Source organism: Ensifer sp. SL37 (assembly GCF_026672675.1).
Classification (GTDB): Bacteria; Pseudomonadota; Alphaproteobacteria; order Rhizobiales; family Rhizobiaceae; genus Ensifer; species Ensifer adhaerens.
Genome location: NZ_JAPPRN010000002.1, coordinates 182281 through 199439 on the forward strand (window position 1 = coordinate 182281; position 17159 = coordinate 199439).

The 17159-nt window shown below is 58.5% G+C and carries 12 protein-coding genes and 6 pseudogenes; 7 read left to right on the top strand and 11 right to left on the bottom strand.

Annotated elements, in window-relative coordinates; all coding sequences use genetic code 11:
- Positions 1-4: 4 nt before the first annotated feature.
- Genes OVA00_RS08645 through traA form a run of 3 tightly spaced genes read right to left on the bottom strand, consistent with a single transcriptional unit; the run spans position 5 to position 5035 of the window.
- Positions 5-1171 carry a conjugal transfer protein TraB gene (locus OVA00_RS08645; protein WP_192439386.1) on the bottom strand — a complete coding sequence of 389 codons (1167 nt, stop codon included), beginning with the start codon at positions 1169-1171 and terminating at the stop codon, positions 5-7.
- A complete protein-coding gene (traF, locus tag OVA00_RS08650; protein ID WP_082566384.1) occupies positions 1161-1727 on the bottom strand; it encodes a conjugative transfer signal peptidase TraF in 567 nt (188 codons plus the stop codon). The genes OVA00_RS08645 and traF overlap by 11 nt, the downstream gene beginning before the upstream one ends.
- Positions 1724-5035 carry a Ti-type conjugative transfer relaxase TraA gene (traA, locus tag OVA00_RS08655; protein ID WP_268088622.1) on the bottom strand — a complete coding sequence of 1104 codons (3312 nt, stop codon included), beginning with the start codon at positions 5033-5035 and terminating at the stop codon, positions 1724-1726. Before traA ends, traF begins: the two co-directional genes overlap by 4 nt.
- A 253-nt stretch (positions 5036-5288) precedes the next feature.
- Here traA and traC point away from each other — a divergent pair, with 253 nt between their 5' ends.
- From traC to OVA00_RS08670, 3 genes and pseudogenes are all read left to right on the top strand, one after another.
- Positions 5289-5585 (top strand): conjugal transfer protein TraC, encoded by a 297-nt coding sequence (gene traC / locus OVA00_RS08660; protein ID WP_060520078.1) that lies wholly within the window; start codon positions 5289-5291, stop codon positions 5583-5585.
- 4 nt (positions 5586-5589) lie between these two features.
- Positions 5590-5805 carry a type IV conjugative transfer system coupling protein TraD gene (gene traD / locus OVA00_RS08665; protein WP_058328780.1) on the top strand — a complete coding sequence of 72 codons (216 nt, stop codon included), beginning with the start codon at positions 5590-5592 and terminating at the stop codon, positions 5803-5805.
- A pseudogene (locus OVA00_RS08670) lies at positions 5792-7192 on the top strand (type IV secretory system conjugative DNA transfer family protein); the annotation flags it as partial. The gene traD and the pseudogene OVA00_RS08670, both read left to right, overlap by 14 nt.
- Here OVA00_RS08670 and OVA00_RS08675 read toward each other — a convergent pair.
- The 5 genes and pseudogenes from OVA00_RS08675 to tnpA form a co-directional block, all read right to left on the bottom strand.
- Positions 7184-7474, bottom strand: a pseudogene (locus OVA00_RS08675) (IS256 family transposase); the annotation flags it as partial. The pseudogenes OVA00_RS08670 and OVA00_RS08675 overlap by 9 nt on opposite strands.
- Positions 7475-7979: 505 nt before the next feature.
- Positions 7980-8255 (bottom strand): annotated as a pseudogene (locus tag OVA00_RS08680) (transposase); the annotation flags it as partial.
- Between the two features lie 57 nt (positions 8256-8312).
- Positions 8313-8862 (bottom strand): annotated as a pseudogene (locus OVA00_RS08685) (IS66 family transposase zinc-finger binding domain-containing protein); the annotation flags it as partial.
- Positions 8863-8907: 45 nt separating this feature from the next.
- Positions 8908-9261, bottom strand: a complete 354-nt coding sequence (tnpB, locus tag OVA00_RS08690) for an IS66 family insertion sequence element accessory protein TnpB (RefSeq protein ID WP_018237843.1) — start codon at positions 9259-9261, stop codon at positions 8908-8910.
- Entirely contained in the window at positions 9258-9629 is a 372-nt protein-coding gene (tnpA, locus tag OVA00_RS08695) for an IS66-like element accessory protein TnpA (RefSeq protein ID WP_250806925.1), read from the bottom strand. The genes tnpB and tnpA overlap by 4 nt, the downstream gene beginning before the upstream one ends.
- A gap of 83 nt (positions 9630-9712) precedes the next feature.
- On the opposite strand from tnpA, the pseudogene OVA00_RS08700 reads away from it, so the two are divergent.
- Positions 9713-9934: pseudogene (locus tag OVA00_RS08700) on the top strand (IS21 family transposase); the annotation flags it as partial.
- Positions 9935-9985: 51 nt separating this feature from the next.
- On the opposite strand, the pseudogene OVA00_RS08705 reads toward OVA00_RS08700, so the two are convergent.
- The 3 genes and pseudogenes from OVA00_RS08705 to OVA00_RS08715 all read right to left on the bottom strand — a co-directional run bounded on the left by OVA00_RS08705 (position 9986) and on the right by OVA00_RS08715 (position 12839).
- A pseudogene (locus OVA00_RS08705) lies at positions 9986-11121 on the bottom strand (IS3 family transposase).
- 12 nt (positions 11122-11133) lie between these two features.
- Complete coding sequence (locus tag OVA00_RS08710; protein WP_268088623.1) at positions 11134-12267, bottom strand: aminotransferase class I/II-fold pyridoxal phosphate-dependent enzyme; 1134 nt, start codon at positions 12265-12267, stop codon at positions 11134-11136.
- 263 nt (positions 12268-12530) lie between these two features.
- Complete coding sequence (locus tag OVA00_RS08715) at positions 12531-12839, bottom strand: acyl-homoserine-lactone synthase (protein ID WP_268088624.1); 309 nt, start codon at positions 12837-12839, stop codon at positions 12531-12533.
- 334 nt (positions 12840-13173) lie between these two features.
- Between OVA00_RS08715 and repA the strand changes: the two genes are divergently transcribed.
- The 3 genes from repA (at position 13174) to repC (ending at position 16855) form a co-directional block, all read left to right on the top strand.
- The gene (repA, locus tag OVA00_RS08720) at positions 13174-14406 is read left to right on the top strand and encodes a plasmid partitioning protein RepA (RefSeq protein WP_442780473.1); all 1233 of its coding nucleotides are present in this window, start codon (positions 13174-13176) and stop codon (positions 14404-14406) included.
- A 43-nt stretch (positions 14407-14449) separates the two neighbouring features.
- On the top strand, positions 14450-15457 hold the full coding sequence (gene repB / locus OVA00_RS08725; protein ID WP_268088626.1) for a plasmid partitioning protein RepB: 1008 nt from the start codon (positions 14450-14452) through the stop codon (positions 15455-15457).
- A gap of 183 nt (positions 15458-15640) precedes the next feature.
- On the top strand, positions 15641-16855 hold the full coding sequence (gene repC / locus OVA00_RS08730; RefSeq protein WP_268088627.1) for a plasmid replication protein RepC: 1215 nt from the start codon (positions 15641-15643) through the stop codon (positions 16853-16855).
- Positions 16856-17159 lie beyond the last annotated feature (304 nt).

The window sequence follows — 17159 nt, forward strand, 5'->3', positions numbered from 1 at the left end:
CGGTTCAGGTATTGAAGGAAATGACGAGAGGTTTGTCGAAGAGCCGTGCCCAGGCCTGAGCGCTGGCGCGTTGAATGTCGACGATTGAGGTTCCAGCCGTCCACCACCCATTGCCGACGGCGACGATGGCGTCGGGATCACGGAGCATCGATTGCAGGACCGGCCAGGCGACAAGCAATTCGTAGCAAATCAGGGGAGCGATGCGGGTATTGCCAACGAAGGCGGCGGAATCGCCAAAGAAATGTGCTTTGGCGCCACCGTCTCCCCCTGTCCAGGCCCGCCACGGCTGCCACATGGAACCGGGAACCGGCATTCGCTCACGATAAGCGACTTCACCACCCTTTTCGGAAATCGACACCAAGACGTTGTCGTATCCATCGTCATTCAAGACCGCTGCGCCAGCGAGCACGATGAGACCGGTTCCATTCAGCTCATGGTTCCAGAGGCGTTCGACCGTCGGCGTCCAGAAACCGAGCGCGCTCTCGGGAAGAACGACAACCGAACCTTGGCCTTGGTTTGCTGCCCGGACCGTTGCTGCAAGAGCACGGTGGCGGTCAAGATTGCTCACGCGACCGAGGGAGGCGCCGAAATCAAGATCGACACCATGCCAACCCGAAAGTAAACTCTGCGTCGTCCACTCAGCGGCGGACCAGAGCCAGAAGCTCATCAAGGCTATGGCTGCAGCCGGCCGAAGCCAAGTCGTCATGACGGCGAGGCCGGCTGCCATCAGCGCCAGTCCCGACCAACCCCATCCCGGGAACACGACGCCTGCGGCGGTGATCGGGTGCGCCCAGCCAAGAATTCCAAATGGTGGGACCGCCATGAGGACGGATGCGCCGAGATAGAAAATCCCGCGCCGCCAACCACTTCTTCCGGTCCAACAGGACGTATGGACGACGACGAAGGCGCTCGAGGCGATCAACCACAGTATCAATCCGGGCCAGAGGTCGGACGCGTAAAACGTTGCGACGCCTTGCGGCAAGCCACGCGACGCCGACAGAAAGTAAGCGGTGGAAACCAGCGCGGCCTGCGCTCTGTTTTCCGCCGTGGACCAGAGTGCGGGAAATAATGCCGAGACCGGCAGCAGCAGCACTTCACCGCTCCAGCCAACCCATCCGACGGCCGCAGCACTGATGACCTGCAGGAGAGGTCGGAACCAATTATGGGGCATAAGTGATAACCTCCTCTGCCAAACCGAGGATGCCCGACGCCGGCACCGGGCCGAAGTAGCGAGAATCGAAGGAGCCCCGGAAACCAGAGTGCAGGAACACGGTGCCCGACGGCACGCTGCCGCCACTGAAAGCTGTCAATCGTCGGCCTCCCCCGTCCTTCGATGAAAGCGTGGAGCTCAACACGGGAATACCGTCGATGGTGACGTTGTGACCGATCTGAACGTATTGGCCTGGCAAGGCCACGATCGTCTTGATAAGCGGAGCGTAACCGCCTGGGCAAAGTCCCGCCCTCAGATAACCGCGCTGGCGCGCGATCTCCATAGACCTCGCCTGCGGAGGGCAGATGAAGACGAGATCGCCGCGGGCTGCCGGCCGCTCGAGCGGCCTGATACGCCAGACGCCCAACGGCTCGCTTGGTGTCAGGTTCACACGATAACCGAGGAGCCCGCCCAAGCCGACAATGATCGGAATTGCCAGGGTGACGACCAGAAAACTCCTCGACCGGACGCTTGCGCGTGATGGCCGACCCGAATGTCCAAATAGAGCAAGGATCATTTCAGTGAGAGCCCCTGGCTCTTCGTTTGACGAGATGTCTCTGACTGTTTCAAGGCAGTCATGGTGTGCTCATGCGCGGCGAGCTGCTGAGCGGTCCGCATGGCGTTCCAAGCAGATTGGACCTCGCCCTTCTGCGATGGGTTCATATCCGACGTCAGCCTCTGGAACGTCTCGCCGTTCGGCTCTTTCGCAGCCAGTGTGAGGAAGGTCCGTTCGCCAAACCGCTCGGACACCGCCTTGGTAAAACCATCGAGTTCCGCCTTCACTTGTCCTTCGGCAAGCGCAAACTCCAGACCCGCCGGAAGATCATTCCGATCGATCGCATCTCGAACCCGTTCGAGTGTCTGCTTGGCGGACGGCGAGAGGGCGGGAATGTCGATCGAGAACTTTGCGCGGATCGACCGTTCCTCCGTCTCGTGCTTGCGCTCGGCCACCGCGCGGTGGCGCAGGTAGCGTTCCAGATTGCGCGCGAGAGCGGGGGCATTCAGAGTCGCCTTTTCTCGATCTTGCTTGTGGGCGCTGCTCACGAACATGCCTGTCTTGCCCTTGAGCGCACCAAAACTTTCCGGTTCCGTGTTGATCTTCGCGATCGCGGACTTCGCGGCAGCTTCGTCCGCAAGGATGGCGTCGACATTGATCGCCTTGAATGCGGCTTCCGGCTCCGCGTAGACAACGTGGAAGCGAGATGAGACTTCCTTCCACTGCTTCTTCAGACCGGGATCGGCTGCAAGCCTATCCTCTACCGTCTGCTCAAGCGATTTTGGAAATACCTTAATTCCTGACACCATGGGCTTTGCCTCGTTGATGGCGCTCGCTGTTTCGGATGATTTCTTGATTGGGGACAGGCCCAAAGCTTTGCCGAGGGCAGACAGTTGAGCGCCGAGCTCAACGAGCCGCTGCTTCTGCCGGACAACCCAAACGAGCCGGTCTCGCGCTAAAGTCCGCGCGACATTGACGAGATGGAATCCCCGAGCTTCCGCAAAAAGGAGGGCCTGGCGGTAGAAGCTGCCGTTCACATAGTCGAGCGTGGTTTCCTTCGAATTCTTGCGAGACAGGATCGCGATCAGGCCGCCGGCCTTCGCAAAAGAACGACGGCCGTAATAGACGCCGAGATCCTCGCGATGGCGCGTCATCGCCACATAGGTCAGATGACGATCCAGCGAGAGGGAAGCGAGTACTTTCACCCGGTCGACCGTGGCACCCTGGCTCTTGTGAATGGTGGTCGCGTAGCCGTGATCGACATTGCTGTAGAAGCGCTGATCCACCGAGATCTGGCGGCGATGCTTGCCGTCGCCAATCTCCGCAACGATGCGACCGGGAACCGCATCGGCGACTTTGGCCAGCATGCCATTCTTGACGCCCAGCGATCCCTCGTTCTTCAGGAAGACGATCTGGTCGCCCGCTGCGAAACTGCGATCGCCGTCTGCTGTCTTGAATGTGGCACCCGACTCAATGATGCCGCGCTGTATGAGCTTGGCCCGCGCCAATTCGTTCAACATCCGGACGTCGCGCCGTAGATGAGCGAGGATCAGGGAAGACTTCGCAGGATCGAAGTCGCGGTTCCAGTCGGCAATGAGAGCTGCGACTGCCCCCGACTTCAGTTCTGCGCCGATCATCCTGCCGTTGGCGCGATAGGCTTCGACCGCCTTGCCGACATTGCTACGCGCCAGATCGAGCGATGCATCGCGCATCCACTGCTCGCGCTGGCGGTAGATGATTTCGAGCTCGGCATAACCGATCCGATCCGCGATGGCCCGGAAGGCGGCGCCCGCTTCGATTGGCTGCAATTGCTCCGGATCGCCGACAAGAACGAGCTTGGCACCGGAACTGGTGACGGCTTCGACAAACAGCGCCATCTGCCGCGATGAGACCATGCCCGCCTCGTCGAGAACGAAAACGCAACGGTCGTCGAGTTGCTCGCGACCCTTGCCCCAGCACATTTCCCAGGACGCAAGCGTGCGCGAGGCAATGCCCGCTTCCTTCTCCAGACCTTCGGTCGCCTTACCGGCAAGTGCGCCGCCGACGACACGATAACCGGCGGCTTCCCACGCCTCCCGCGCCGCCTTCATCATAGTCGTCTTGCCCGCACCGGCGCGGCCGATGACAAGAGCGATGCGTGCCTTACCCACGACATGCTCGATCGCCGTTTTCTGTTCGTCTGATAACCGGTCATGACGTGCAAATGTCGCGTCGAGCACTGGCCGGCGAACTTCATGCGAGGACCGCTGCGACAGCCAGATCGCGCGATTGGCCATTCCGGCTTCCAGCCGGATCAGCTCGCGGGTGGTGTATTTCGCCGGGGCGCGCAAACCCGTCGCAAAGTCGATCCTCTCGAGATTCAGCCGCAGCGTCTCCGGGCTCTCCAGAATGCGCGCCATCAGGTTCTGGAAGTGGCCGGCGTCGTCGATATAGCGATGCAAGATCTTCGCGATGTCTTGGCTGTCGAAAACGCTCTTCTCACGGGTGAGCAGGTCGAGCACGATACCAGGATTTCTCTGGATCCGACGCGCATTCTCGGCGCGACGTTCCGCCTGGAGCTCCAACCGTTCGAGCGCTGCCACCTCTCCGCAACCAGTCGCTTTGCGCTCCATGGCCTTGGCACCGACGCCGAGATGGATTGAGGGCATGAGCGCAATACTCTGCTTCTCGAAGGAGCGGCCATCGACGCGCAAGTCGAGGCCGGCGAGCGCAAGATGCCTGTTCTGGCAGGCGAACCAGCCATCTCGAAACACAATGAAGTCGTTGAGGCTTCCGGCCCAAAGCTGGTAGACGATCTTGCCAGCATCATTACGAAGCGGTTTGCCGTCCGGACCTGTGACAGCAACCTTCTTCGAACCGAACCCATCTTCGGTCAGGGGCCGCAATGTCGTCATAAGATGGATATGCGGATTGCCGGGCGCGTCGTGGAAGACCCAGTCCGCCACCATGCCCTGACCCGTAATATGTCTTTCAACAAAATCCCGCACGAGCTCGATGTTCTGCGCGGCCGAAAGTTCGATCGGCAGGGCGATGGTCACGTCCTTGGCAAGCTGGGCGTCCGAGCGTTTCTCGAAATCCTCGACCTTGTTCCAGAAGGCTTCCGAGGTGCCGGACACCGAATGATAGGCAATCATCGATTGCAGCCATTCGGGCGCATCAGCGGGGATGACGAACTCCTCATGCAGAAGTCCCTGCTTGCGGGTGTAGTCGATCGTACGGGCCTCACGCTTGTAGTCCATCTTCGCGCAGTGCCGGTAGGCCGCCGACAGCACCGCACTTCGGCCGGAGCCGCGTGCGACGATACTGACGGAAAAATGCGGAGCGGCCATCGCTACGAAAGTTCCTGTGATCGAGCGAATTCAATACATTCGTCGTGAGCGGCGGCCCCGCTGGGCCAAAAAGCAAAGCGTCGCGTCAACGACGTATAATTGCGCCCTTCGGATCCGCTCCTTCGGAACGGCCGGGATCATGATCAAAGGCGTTGGCTGCGCCAACTCGCACTTCTGTTAGTGGATCGGCACGCCGATCTGAAGGAACCTGATGCTGTTCAATCCAAACAACATCAGACAGGGACAACCGTAAATGAAGAAGCCCTCCTCCAGGATCCGCGAAGAAATCGCCAAGCTTCAGGAACAGCTGAAGCACGCCGAGACGCGTGAAGCCGAACGGATCGGTCGCATCGCACTCAAGGCCGGACTCGGTGAAATCGAGATCGAGGAGGCGGATCTTCAGAAGGCCTTCGAGGATATGGCCAAACACTTTCGCGGAGGCAAAGTCGGATCGAACGGAAAGGGGCGGGCAGGGGTTGGCGTCGCGGCCACGACGGAAAGTGCGACGGTCTCGGCTGGCGCGACTTCGGGGAGCGGTCACGAGGCTTGAGCGCATGCGCCGCACTACGACTTCAAAGGCGCGCAAAAAGGACACGCGCGACAAGATCGAACTTGGCGACCTGATCGTCAAAGCAGGTCTGCGATACGAGAAGCGCGCGCTTATCCTGGGCGCGCTCATCGAACTCGCTCGCCGCCTCAAATACGATGAAGGCGAGCGAACCAGGCTGATCGCTATCGGTGCGGAGGCCTTCAGCAATGACGGCGACTAGGACCCTGTTGGTCGTCGCACCGGTCGCACTCATGGTGACCGCCATCTTTGTCACGACCGGAATGGAGACTTGGCTTCAAGGCTTCGGAAACACGGAAGCGACAAAGGTCGCTCTTGGTCGCGTTGGAATTTCTGCGCCGTATATTGCAGCGTCGGCGGTGGGTGTCGTCTTCCTATTCGCGTCTGCTGGGTCGGCAAGTGTCCGCTTTTCCGGCTGGGGTGTCGTTGCCGGGAGCGGTGCAACAATCCTGATCGCTGCGTTGCGTGAAGCGGTACGTCTTGCCGCGTTTGCGGGGAAGATGCCGGCAGGCAAGAACCTGGCGGCCTCTCTTGACCCCGCAACAGTGCTCGGCGCTGCGATCGCGCTGATGGCGGCGTCTTTCGCTTTGAGGGTCGTGTTGATCGGCAACGCCGCTTTTGCGCGTCCAGAACCGAAGCGTGTCAACGGAAGACGGGCACTTCATGGAGAAGCGGACTGGATGAAGCTCGCATCGGCCGCAAGGCTTTTTCCCGTATCCGGAGGAATCGTTGTCGGAGAGCTTTACCGGGTCGATAAGGATAGCACTGCAGCACAGCCGTTTCGCGCGGATAGTCCCGACACCTGGGGTGCCGGTGGCAAATCGCCGCTCCTTTGCTTCGACGGGTCATTCGGCTCCTCACACGGGATCGTATTCGCCGGATCCGGCGGCTTCAAGACGACGTCAGTGACGATCCCGACGGCACTCAAATGGGGTGGCTCGGTAGTCATCCTTGATCCGTCGAAAGAAGTAGCGCCAATAGTCTCGAAGCATAGGCGAGACGCCGACCGGGACGTCTTCGTCCTCGATCCAATGGCCCCGGAGACAGGATTCAACGCGTTGGATTGGGTCGGTCGGTTTGGTGGAACGAAGGAAGAGGATATTGCGTCGGTCGCTTCCTGGATCATGAGCGAAAGCGGTGGTGTACGTGGCGTGCGCGATGACTTCTTTCGCGCGTCAGCGCTACAGTTGTTGACGGCTCTGATCGCCGATGTGTGCCTGTCGGGACGCACTGACAAAGCGGACCAAACTTTGCGTCAGGTACGCAAGAACCTCTCCGAACCGGAGCCGAAGCTTCGCGAGCGGTTGCAAACAATCTATGACAATTCGGATTCCGACTTCGTGAAGGAGAACGTTGCGGCCTTCGTGAACATGACGCCGGAGACTTTTTCGGGCGTCTATGCAAACGCGGTTAGGGAAACGCATTGGCTGTCCTACTCAAACTACGCCGCACTTGTATCCGGCTCGACGTTCTCAACCGGAGAGATTGCCACCGGACACGCGGACGTTTTCATCAACGTGGATCTGAAAACATTGGAAGACCACCCCGGTCTTGCCCGTGTCATCATCGGCGCGTTGCTCAACGCGATCCTCGCCGCAAGTCTCCAAAGCCCGGTCGCGCAGCTTGACGCGGCGCACCGCAACCGGACCGATCCCCGTCTGGATCGTTCTTTCAGGCCCATGGCCGTGCCGCACCACCCGGTCCCGCCCATCGCTCAGGCGTTCGCTGGCCATGGCCGCAAGAAACGCCTCGGCTTCCGCCTCCACGGCCTGTGCCAGAAGCCGGCGCGCGCCTTCGCGTAGAACCGATGTCAGGGGATCATCGAGCGTCTCGGGATGCGGAAAGGAAACAACAGTGCTATCTGTCTTCATGGCGTATCGCTCTTTCATGAGGTTCTGGCAGGCTTGTCACCCGCCTCGATACGCCGCCCTCATCAAACCGTCATCACCCAGTTTCCGTCATAGCTCGGGGGACATCGCCGGAGCGCTGCTCCGCAATGCTTCAGACGCGGCACGCACCACAGCTGCGCGCCGCCTACGTATTGTTGATGGTAGTTCCATCTCGCAGCCCGGCAGCACTGGCACGGATTTCCGGCTTCATGCGACATATGAGCCCGCTCTCGCCCGCTTCACGCATCTGGAATTCACTGATGTTCACGGTGGCGAAAGCTTTTCACGCGTGCCGATCGATCCGGGCGACATCGTTCTTGGCGATCGCGCCTATGCTCGCGCTCCGGCGCTCCATAAAGTCGTGTCCGCCGGGGCGGACTTCATCGTGCGTATGGCCTGGTCCAATGTCAGGCTCACGTCGCTTGATGGCCGGCTGATTGACTGGAATACAATTTACAGCACGATGATGCCCGGTGACGTTTGCGAACAAGAGGTGCGGGTCGAACGTACCGGCCCGGTCGCGCGGGATGGTCAACGTCATCTTCGAGGTACCGGTCAGCACCGTCTTTTTCGAAGATCCATTCCGCCGATTGCCCGACGGTCCTTCGCTGCGATCGACGGCGAGATGTTCATCAAGCGCGGCGTTGAGAATACGCTCCGACAGTGCCTTCTTCAGGTCATCCAGCAAGCCGTCCTTGCCGAAAACATCGGATGGATCACGACCAGCAAGAAGTTGGTCCAGAAGTTCTTTTTCGATAGCCATGTGATGATTCGCTCCTTTTCATCATCATGGCCCACCGCACAGAATTCCTGACACTCCCGTTTCGATCACCTTGAACCGGCGCGGAACCTCCTCGAGCGTCTCGGTGACGTCCTCGCCCAGTTTCGACAGGCGCGAGCCACCGCAGCAGGCACAGGTGGTCGGGGGATCGATCACCACGCGCTCGCGTTCGATATCCTCCGGCCACGGCTTTCTCAGCGGCCGTTTGCGCGTGAACGAACGCACGCTCGCGGTCTTGGCGGCAGCCGCTTGCGCTGCGGCTTCATCCTCCGACGCCGCCATTACCAGCTCTTCGAGCTGCAATTCCATCTGGTCGATCAGGCGCGCCGTGCGCTCGGAACGCCGTACCGCGCAGCTCGCGCTTCAGCTTCTCGATCGCCAGTTCCAGACTGGCGATCAAAGCCTCGCTGTCCGACAACATGGCCTGCGCATTGGCGGCTTGCGCCACCGCAATGTCCCGTTCAGCGACGACGGTGTCGCGCTCGGCGACAACGACATCACGTTCAGCCTGTAACATCTCACGCTCGGAAAGCAGCGCCAGATAGGCGCTCGCAAAGTCCGCAGGAAGATCCACAGGCTTCGAAGTCATGAAGCCATTCGATCAGATTCATTCAATATTTTCAATGCAATAATGCTATCCGATCCGTGTCGGACGCCAGGTTTCCTGCGGATTGCGCCAGTCGATCCCGGACAACAAATAGGACAGTTGCGCCGGTGAGATCGCGACCGCCCCGCCCTCCATATTCGGCCAGATAAACCGGCCCTTCTCCAGCCGCCGGGTAAAAAGGCAGGCGCCCAGACCATCATGCCAGATGATCTTCAAAATATCCGATCTGCGGCCCCTGAAGACGAAGAGATGCCCTGACAACGGATCATGCTGCAGAACCTCCTGCACCCGAAGCGCCAGAGAGGGAAAGCCACAGCGCATGTCCGTATAGCCCGTCGAAAGCCAGACCTTGACCCCTGTTCCCATCGGAAACGGATTCACCGCAGCGCCTCCAGTCCGCGCATGATCCGAAGCAGCGCTTCAACGTCGACATCGCGGTCCACGATCACACGACGACCGTTGGCGCTGACAACCTCCATCCGGCCGGCGTTCGGCAACGACCCTGCTACCGGCTCTACCTCTGGGACAAGCAGCGCCGGCACAAAGCCGCCCACAGGCGACGCAACATCCAGTTGCCACGCTCGTGCGAGCCGGCGCCATTCATATAACTGCGAACGCGATATTCCATGTCGCCGCGCCGTCGTCGCACACAAGCCAGGTTCCGAATAGCTCTCCGCGACAATCTGCAGCTTCATCTCTTTGCTGAAGCGTCGCCGCCGGCCGCCATCGATAATCTCAAGTCGTTCCATTCCGCACTGTCCGTATTGACGTCAATAAGGACAGTCAGTGCCAAATCCGACAATTCCTACAAGGCGACCCACCTCGGACGCGTACGCTGACACTGCTATGGCAGGAATATCGGGAGCGGCACCCGAATGGCTATGGATACACATGGTTCTGCGAGCGGTTTGCCGTTTTCGAACAGCGAACCAATGCGACTTTCCGCAATCGCCACACCGCCGGCGCGGCGATACAGACCGATTATGCCGGACAGACCGTACCCATCATCGATCCTCTAAGCGGCGAGATCCGGCCGGCGCAGATAGAGGTGGCTCGGTTTGTTTGGACAGGTCTTCCCGGTTTTTAAGTGGAATCCTGCCTGTGGTTAAGCCGCTTCGGGCAGCGGTGTCGGGGTTAAGTAGGCCTCATCCGGAGTCTTGCCGTCAAGGCTCGAATGTGGCCGTCTCTGATTGTAGAAGTCGAGATACTTTCCGATCGATGCACGGGCCTGGCGGACGCTGTCGTAGGCCTTGAGGTAGACCTCTTCGTATTTCACCGACCGCCACAGCCGCTCGACGAAGACATTGTCCCGCCAGGCACCCTTGCCGTCCATGCTGATCTTGATCTTGTGATCGAGCAGCACCTTGGTTAAGTCGTGGCTGGTGAACTGGCTGCCCTGATCCGAGTTGAAGATCTCGGGCTTGCCGTAGCAGGCCAGCGCTTCCTCGAGAGCCTCGACGCATGGCGCAGCGTCCATGGTGATCGACAACCGCCACGACAGAACCTTGCGCGTGAACCAATCGATGATGGCGATCAAATAGCAGAACCCGCGCGCCATCGGGATGTAGGTCAGATCCGTTGCCCAGACCTGGTTGGGCCGATCGACCTTCAGAGCGCGCAGCAAATAGGGATAGATCTTGTGCCCATCGCCGGGTGCTGACGTGCGCGGCTTGCGGTAAAGCGCCGCGATCCCCATGCGTTTCATCAGGGTCCGCACATGCAGTCGGTACCGACGTCAAACGCCTTCGCGCGTCAGAAGCTTCTGCAGCATCCGGCTGCCCGCGAACGGGTAGTCCAGATGCAGCTCGTCGATCCGACGCATCAGCGCAAGATCCGCCGGCGACGCCGGTTGTGGCATGTAGTAGACGATGCTGCGACTGATCCCCAAAGCTCGGGCCTGGCGGGTGATGGACAGTTCGTGATCGCGGTCGATCATTTCTTTACGCTCCCCAACAGTCCCGCCTTGGTGAGCGCGCCGGATAAAAAATCGTTCTCCAGCGAAAGCTCCCCGATCTTGGCGTGCAGCGTCTTTACATCCACCGCAGGCTCCGACGGCTTTGATCCCGTGTCGAAGATCGCCGTCATGCCCGCAAGCGCCTGATCTCGCCACGTCGTGATCTGGTTGGCGTGAACGTCGTATTGTTGCGCAAGCTCCGATAACGTCTTCTCCCCCTGGATCGCAGCAAGGGCTACACGCGCCTTGAAGGCTGCGCTGTGGTTTCGGCGGGGTCGTCTGCTCAAGTGATTCTCCTGTTACGGCACTCTCGCCGCTCTCAGCCAGAAATTCCACTTAACGACCTGTCCAATTTTCCCGAGCCACCTCTGGATGCATTGCTTTGCCATCTGCGCGTTTTTGATGTCGGCGGCGGGCGGCGCGAGCATAGGCGCGATCGCCAAGAACGATGTCGCCCGGATCGATCGGCGTTGCCTGATCCCCAGTTCCGAGCTCTCGTGAATCGCTACGGAGGCCATGGCCGCTCCAAGAGCGGCGACGTTGGGAGACGCGGAGAATGCGTGAGCGATCGCGTATCTGCGAAAAAGTTCTTCCTGTCGCTCCGTGCCGAGCATCAGCAATCCGCCGGACGCACCGAAGCCCTTGCCCAGCGAAGCTGCGATAATTGTGCTGTCCCCAAGAGGACCGTCAACCTGGGAGCGGGCAAATCCTTCGCCTCGGTCGCCAAAGATCGAAATACCATGCGCATCATCGATATAGAGGAACATGCCATACCTGCTCTGCAGATCCTGGAGCTTCCGGATTGGCGCTGAGCCGCCCATGGAATAGACGCCGTCGCAGACATAGGCCACTTTTTTGCCCGTTCGACACACGCGCTCGAGTGCTTCGATATCGTTATGCGCTATCGTCAGGACTTCTGTCTCAAGAGCGACGGTCGCCTTGTGAAACGCAAGAGTTGCATGCGCCAGCTTGTCGAAAACGACAATTGGCTTCTCTCTGTTGGTCAGATGGCCGGAGGCAAGAAGCGGCAAGGCACCCATGTTTGCTGCAAGGACAGTCGAGTACACGATGACCCGAGCGTCAAATAGTTTTGACAGAGCATCTTCAAGATCAAAGGCGATCTTGAGATTGAGACGTGTTCTTGCGCACGACCAGTGCAGGTTTCCATATCTCTCGAGCGCTTCGACTGCCCCGGCGACTATCCGGGGATGATTGTCCAATCCGAGATATGAGCATCGGACGAAATCCACGATATTGCGCCCAGCGTCGTTCGCTGAATGTAGTTCAACTCCCCGGCCCTGGTTTGGATAGGCAGAAATCCCGACGAGACCAGCCGCCTGCGCTGCCCTGAAACACTCATCAGACGACTGTATGAGTGCGGCAGTGTTCCTTCGGAGAGTCTGATCAGTTCCGGCCACGAAATCCGTGTGCATCCTTGCCTCCATCAATAGCGGTTACTGCACTCAATGGTGGCACACGTTGCTGTTTACTCAACGAACAGGGGCAAAAGAAAGGATTAAGTTTCTGCAAAATTTTCTGATCCGGTGAGTGTCGTCGTGCAATGTTCTTACGAACAGGCCGGTCCGCTCGAAACTGTTAATTTGGTCAACTTGATTTGCGAGACATTCGACGATATCTGCGAATATAGTGGGGGTCGCTTCATGTACCCGCTCCCCGCCCCTCCTCAATGGAGGTGTCAACGCAAGAGCGGTAACTCTCGATCATCCTGGCACTCCTTCCAAGGCGCCCCTGGAAGGAGTGATGGAAAAGCCTCGGACAACATCGTTGTGCCAAGTGCTGGAAGGAGGCGTGTGCAGCCCACCACTTGTTCAGTGTTGGAGATGGCCTGGATGTAAGTTGGCTGAAGTGGGGTCGAAGCGATCCGATTTGTCCCGTAACATCCACGTCCCAGCCGAGCCGATGATGACTGCGTAGAAGTCTTCTCTCCTCGTCGTTGCCAGGCCTCGAAATTGCGAGAATCTGCATGAAGCTCTCCGTCCTTCATTGGTCGACTCTGCACAGACAGGCATTGGAGGGCAGTTGTCGAATTCTACAAGGTCGTTCAAGACTGAGTCGCACCTTAGACCCTCACCGCTCCGTGGAAATTCGTTTACCGAAGCCATTTCAAAAGGGAGGAATATGCAGGATTCACAGTAAAACACATGGTGAACACCGTGCAGTGCTTGGGGTTCTAACATTCAGAAATCAAACGAGAAATATTGGAATCTGGTCTCGCTCGTTCTCGTCGTATTAACCTCCTGTTAACCATTAAGCCCTTGCCAATAAATGGCATTTGCGTATCGTCACGGTAAAAGAGCATTTCTGGCGAAAAATCCGTGATGAGAGATATGAGCGTGAGCGTGGCAACAAAACCAAACCGGCAGGCTTTGCCAAGCGTCGATGAAACCATCGGTGAGCAGGCAGATCTTCTGAGCTTACAGCTGCAATCGATGAGCGAAGCGCTTTTCCCGCCGACTTCGCAGAAGGTTCTGCGGAAATTCACATCCGGCGAGGCCGCTCGGCTCATCGGGGTATCTGATTCGACACTTCGCAAGATGACTCTCGCTGGCGAAGGGCCGCAGCCTGAGACGACCAGCAATGGCCGCCGTCTTTACACGCTTGCTGATATAAACCAAATCCGTCGCGTGCTCGCACGGTCCACTCGTGGGCGCGAGAGCATTGATTTCGTGCCGCATCGTCGTCCAGGCGAAGATCTTCAGGTACTGGCCATAACGAATTTTAAGGGAGGGTCTGGCAAGACGACCACGTCGGCACACCTGGCCCAGCACCTTGCCTTGCAAGGCTACCGTGTCCTAGCGGTCGACCTTGATCCGCAAGCAAGTTTGTCGGCGCTTCTCGGGGTCCTTCCTGAGTTGGATGTTGCCTCTAACCAGACCCTCTACGCTGCAATTCGGTACGATGAAGAGCGTCGGAACCTTTCGGATGTAATCCGCTCGACCTACTTCGACGGTTTGGATATCGTGCCTGGCAATCTCGAGCTCATGGAATTCGAGCACACCACACCCAAGGCGCTGAGTTCTGGCACACCAGGCGAAACCTTGTTTTTTGCGCGTGTGGCCGCTGCTCTCGATGGAGTCGCTGACAACTACGATGTCGTTGTCATTGATTGCCCGCCGCAACTCGGTTTCCTCACGTTGAGCGGACTATGCGCAGCAACCTCCATGATCGTCACCGTGCATCCGCAGATGCTCGACATATCCTCGATGAGCCAGTTTCTGCTTATGACACGAGATCTCCTGGGTGTCGTACGCGACGCCGGTGGGGACCTGAAGTACGACTTCATACGCTATCTGCTTACTCGGTTCGAGCCGCAGGATGCGCCGCAGACGAAGGTTGCAGCTCTCCTTCGCAACTTGTTCGACGATCATGTCCTTACGAATCCGATGCTAAAGTCCGCTGCCGTTTCGGATGCCGGACTGACTAAGCAAACGTTGTACGAGATTGGCCGAGAAAACTTGACGAGGTCCACGTACGACCGCGCGATGGAGGCGCTCGATGCAGTGAACTCTGAGGTCGAAGCGCTGATAAAGCAGGCGTGGGGTCGGGCGTAGTGGGAGCAGTGCAATTACATGAAAGATATGACAGCGAGGCATCATGAGCAGGCGAGACTCGATCGACTCTCTCTTTCTGAAGAAGCCGGTTGCTACGGCTAGTTCAGCATCAAAATCTGCCGACCGCGTGCGCACGGGGGCAATTTCGGCGATGGGTTCTTCATTGCAGGAGATGGCAGAGAACGCGAAACAGGCGTCCAGGCTTCAGCAGCAACTGGCCGAAGGCGAAGTTGTCATTTCGATTGACACCGCTTCTGTTGATACGTCGAAGATCGTCGATCGTATTCCAGCCGACGTCGACCCCGACTTTGATGCTCTCGTCCAAAGTGTAGCCGAGCACGGTCAGCAGGTTCCCATTCTGGTGCGACCAAGCCCACAGGCGACCGGTCGGTTCGAAATCGCTTATGGACGCCGGCGATTGAAAGCGGCCCAGACGCTCGGTCTCCCCGTTCGGGCGATCGTGAGAAACCTCTCTGATAGCCAGCTCGTCATCGCGCAAGGGCGCGAAAACCTCGACCGTAAGGACCTGTCCTTTATCGAAAAGGCTTTCTTTGCGAAACACCTTGAAGATGCCGGGTGCGATCGATCGACGATCATAGCCGCCCTTGCATCTGACAAGGCTGACGTAAGTCGTTATGTGGCGGCGGCTCGCCAATTGCCAGAAGATGTAGTTCGATTGATTGGTCCGGCGCCGAAAGCTGGGCGGGCGCGTTGGCTGGCTCTCGTCGACCGCCTCGCCTCGCCCTCCAAACTGGCTAACGCCCGAGAGTTGCTTCGCGGATATGCTGACAACAAGCTTGAAAGCGACGTGCGGCTAGATGCTCTACTTCGCGCGCTTGACGAGCCTGAAAAGATCGACCCGGCGGGCAAGGCAGGAGATTGGAAGACGCCACTCGGCAAACGCGGTGCGCGCATCGAGGAGCGGAGGGGGAAAACGATGATTGTCTTCGACGAGAAGGTCGTTCCAGCGTTCGCCCAGTTCATTTCAGCGAAGCTGGACGAACTATATAGGGAATTCCAGGAACGCAAAGGCGAGGGAGAAAGCGAATAGTAGCAATCCTGTGATCATTCGTAGGTACACACACGGCAAAGAAAAAGGCCCCCGAAACGGATCCGGAAGCCCTTCTCAATTAGTTCGCACCTAAGAGAATCGCATTTCCTGGAATCTACGTCAAGAGTCTTTGGCACCGTTTTGGTGAGCGTTTTTCTGTTGCCTTCAAGAAGGTGAAAGAAAATGCAGAGTGGACATGTGACGACGCCCTTTGGGCGGCGGGCAATGACGCTTGCGCTTGTAAAGAATCAGTTCGCGGCAGCGGACATCGAGCAAGGCAAGTCTGTCGACAAGTGGAAGGTTTACCAACATGCGTGCGCGGCGCGCACCTTGCTTGGGTTACGAGATCGCGCATTGGCCGTTTTGAGCGCCTTGTTGTCTTTTTACCCGAACTCGGAACTGAGTGAGGCGTCGAATCTCATCGTGTTTCCCTCCAATGCGCAACTTACAGCGCGCGCGAACGGTATCGCGGGGACCACTCTTCGTGAGAATTTGGCGCATCTGGTTCAAGCTGGGCTGATTTATCGGAACGACAGTCCCAACGGTAAGCGTTACGCCCGCAAGGGTCGAGATGGCGTCATCGACACGGCTTACGGCTTCAGCCTAGCGCCCTTGCTTGCCCGCGCCGACGAGATAGCGCGCCTGGCCCAGCAGGTGAACGACGAACATCACCGCCTGAAAGTGATAAGGGAGAAGGTAACCATAGCCCGGCGGGATGTCCGCAAGCTGATTTCTGCTGCGATTGAGGAGGGCGCTAGAGGCAATTGGGAGGCTATTGAGGCACAATACGTCGCAGTTTTGGCCAAGCTGAAGATGGCCAAAACGAGCGGCGATCACGCAGACGGCCTCGACGAATTGACGTTGCTACAGGAAGGCATAACTAACCTATTGGAAATCCAGCTCATTCCTCAAAAATCCGACACCAATGATAACGTAATCCGTCAGCACATACACAATTCAAATACCGAATCCACACCTGAATCTGAACCAAGCTCTGAAAACGAGCTGGAGGCAAAGCCGTGGCTGGAATCGCAACGTCGAAGGAAGTCGCTGAAGGCTTTTCCCTTGTCGATGGTGCTTCGAGCGTGCCCGCAAATTGCGGACTACGGGAACGGTGGGCAAATAGAAAATTGGCGTGAACTGATGAGCGCCGCAGTCGTGGTTCGTTCAATGCTCGGCGTCTCGCCTTCCGCCTATCAGCAGGCTTGTGAGGTCATGGGACCGGAGAATGCAGCTGTTGCGACCGCCTGCATCCTGGAGCGAGCCGGGCATATTAACTCGCCGGGGGGATATCTTCGGGATCTGACTTCTAGAGCGGAGCGGGGCGAGTTTAGTCTTGGACCAATGTTGATGGCCCTTATGAGGAGTACAGGCGCCGGCCTCCAATCAGCATCGTGAGGGAGACGATGGTGTTACAACCCCGGTTATTGCCGAAGAAAGGCGGAAACTCACCTTTGGGCGACGGGCGTAGGCTGTCCCGCAAAAGGTCGCCGGCGACAGGCTGGATAGCAAATGATCAGGCACATGCTGGCCGCCGGCATACAAGGCATCGATCACACGGCCGGTATAGATCGTGTTCCAGTGAACAATGGCGGTCTCGTTGGAACCTGCCGACATCAATCAGCTGCGACTGGACGGGCCAGATGCCGCCTGAAGACGACCAAGCCGCAATGTGCCGGCGCAGCCGGCGCTTAAAGCGTCC

Coding starts and splice junctions, on each gene's coding strand:
- OVA00_RS08645 (WP_192439386.1), bottom strand. CDS start 1,171: ATGCCCCATAATTGGTTCCGACCTCTCCTGCAGGTCATCAGTGCTGCG.
- traF (WP_082566384.1), bottom strand. CDS start 1,727: ATGATCCTTGCTCTATTTGGACATTCGGGTCGGCCATCACGCGCAAGC.
- traA (WP_268088622.1), bottom strand. CDS start 5,035: ATGGCCGCTCCGCATTTTTCCGTCAGTATCGTCGCACGCGGCTCCGGC.
- traC (WP_060520078.1), top strand. CDS start 5,289: ATGAAGAAGCCCTCCTCCAGGATCCGCGAAGAAATCGCCAAGCTTCAG.
- traD (WP_058328780.1), top strand. CDS start 5,590: ATGCGCCGCACTACGACTTCAAAGGCGCGCAAAAAGGACACGCGCGAC.
- tnpA (WP_250806925.1), bottom strand. CDS start 9,629: ATGGAACGACTTGAGATTATCGATGGCGGCCGGCGGCGACGCTTCAGC.
- OVA00_RS08710 (WP_268088623.1), bottom strand. CDS start 12,267: ATGCACACGGATTTCGTGGCCGGAACTGATCAGACTCTCCGAAGGAAC.
- OVA00_RS08715 (WP_268088624.1), bottom strand. CDS start 12,839: ATGAAGGACGGAGAGCTTCATGCAGATTCTCGCAATTTCGAGGCCTGG.
- repA (WP_442780473.1), top strand. CDS start 13,174: ATGAGAGATATGAGCGTGAGCGTGGCAACAAAACCAAACCGGCAGGCT.
- repB (WP_268088626.1), top strand. CDS start 14,450: ATGAGCAGGCGAGACTCGATCGACTCTCTCTTTCTGAAGAAGCCGGTT.
- repC (WP_268088627.1), top strand. CDS start 15,641: ATGCAGAGTGGACATGTGACGACGCCCTTTGGGCGGCGGGCAATGACG.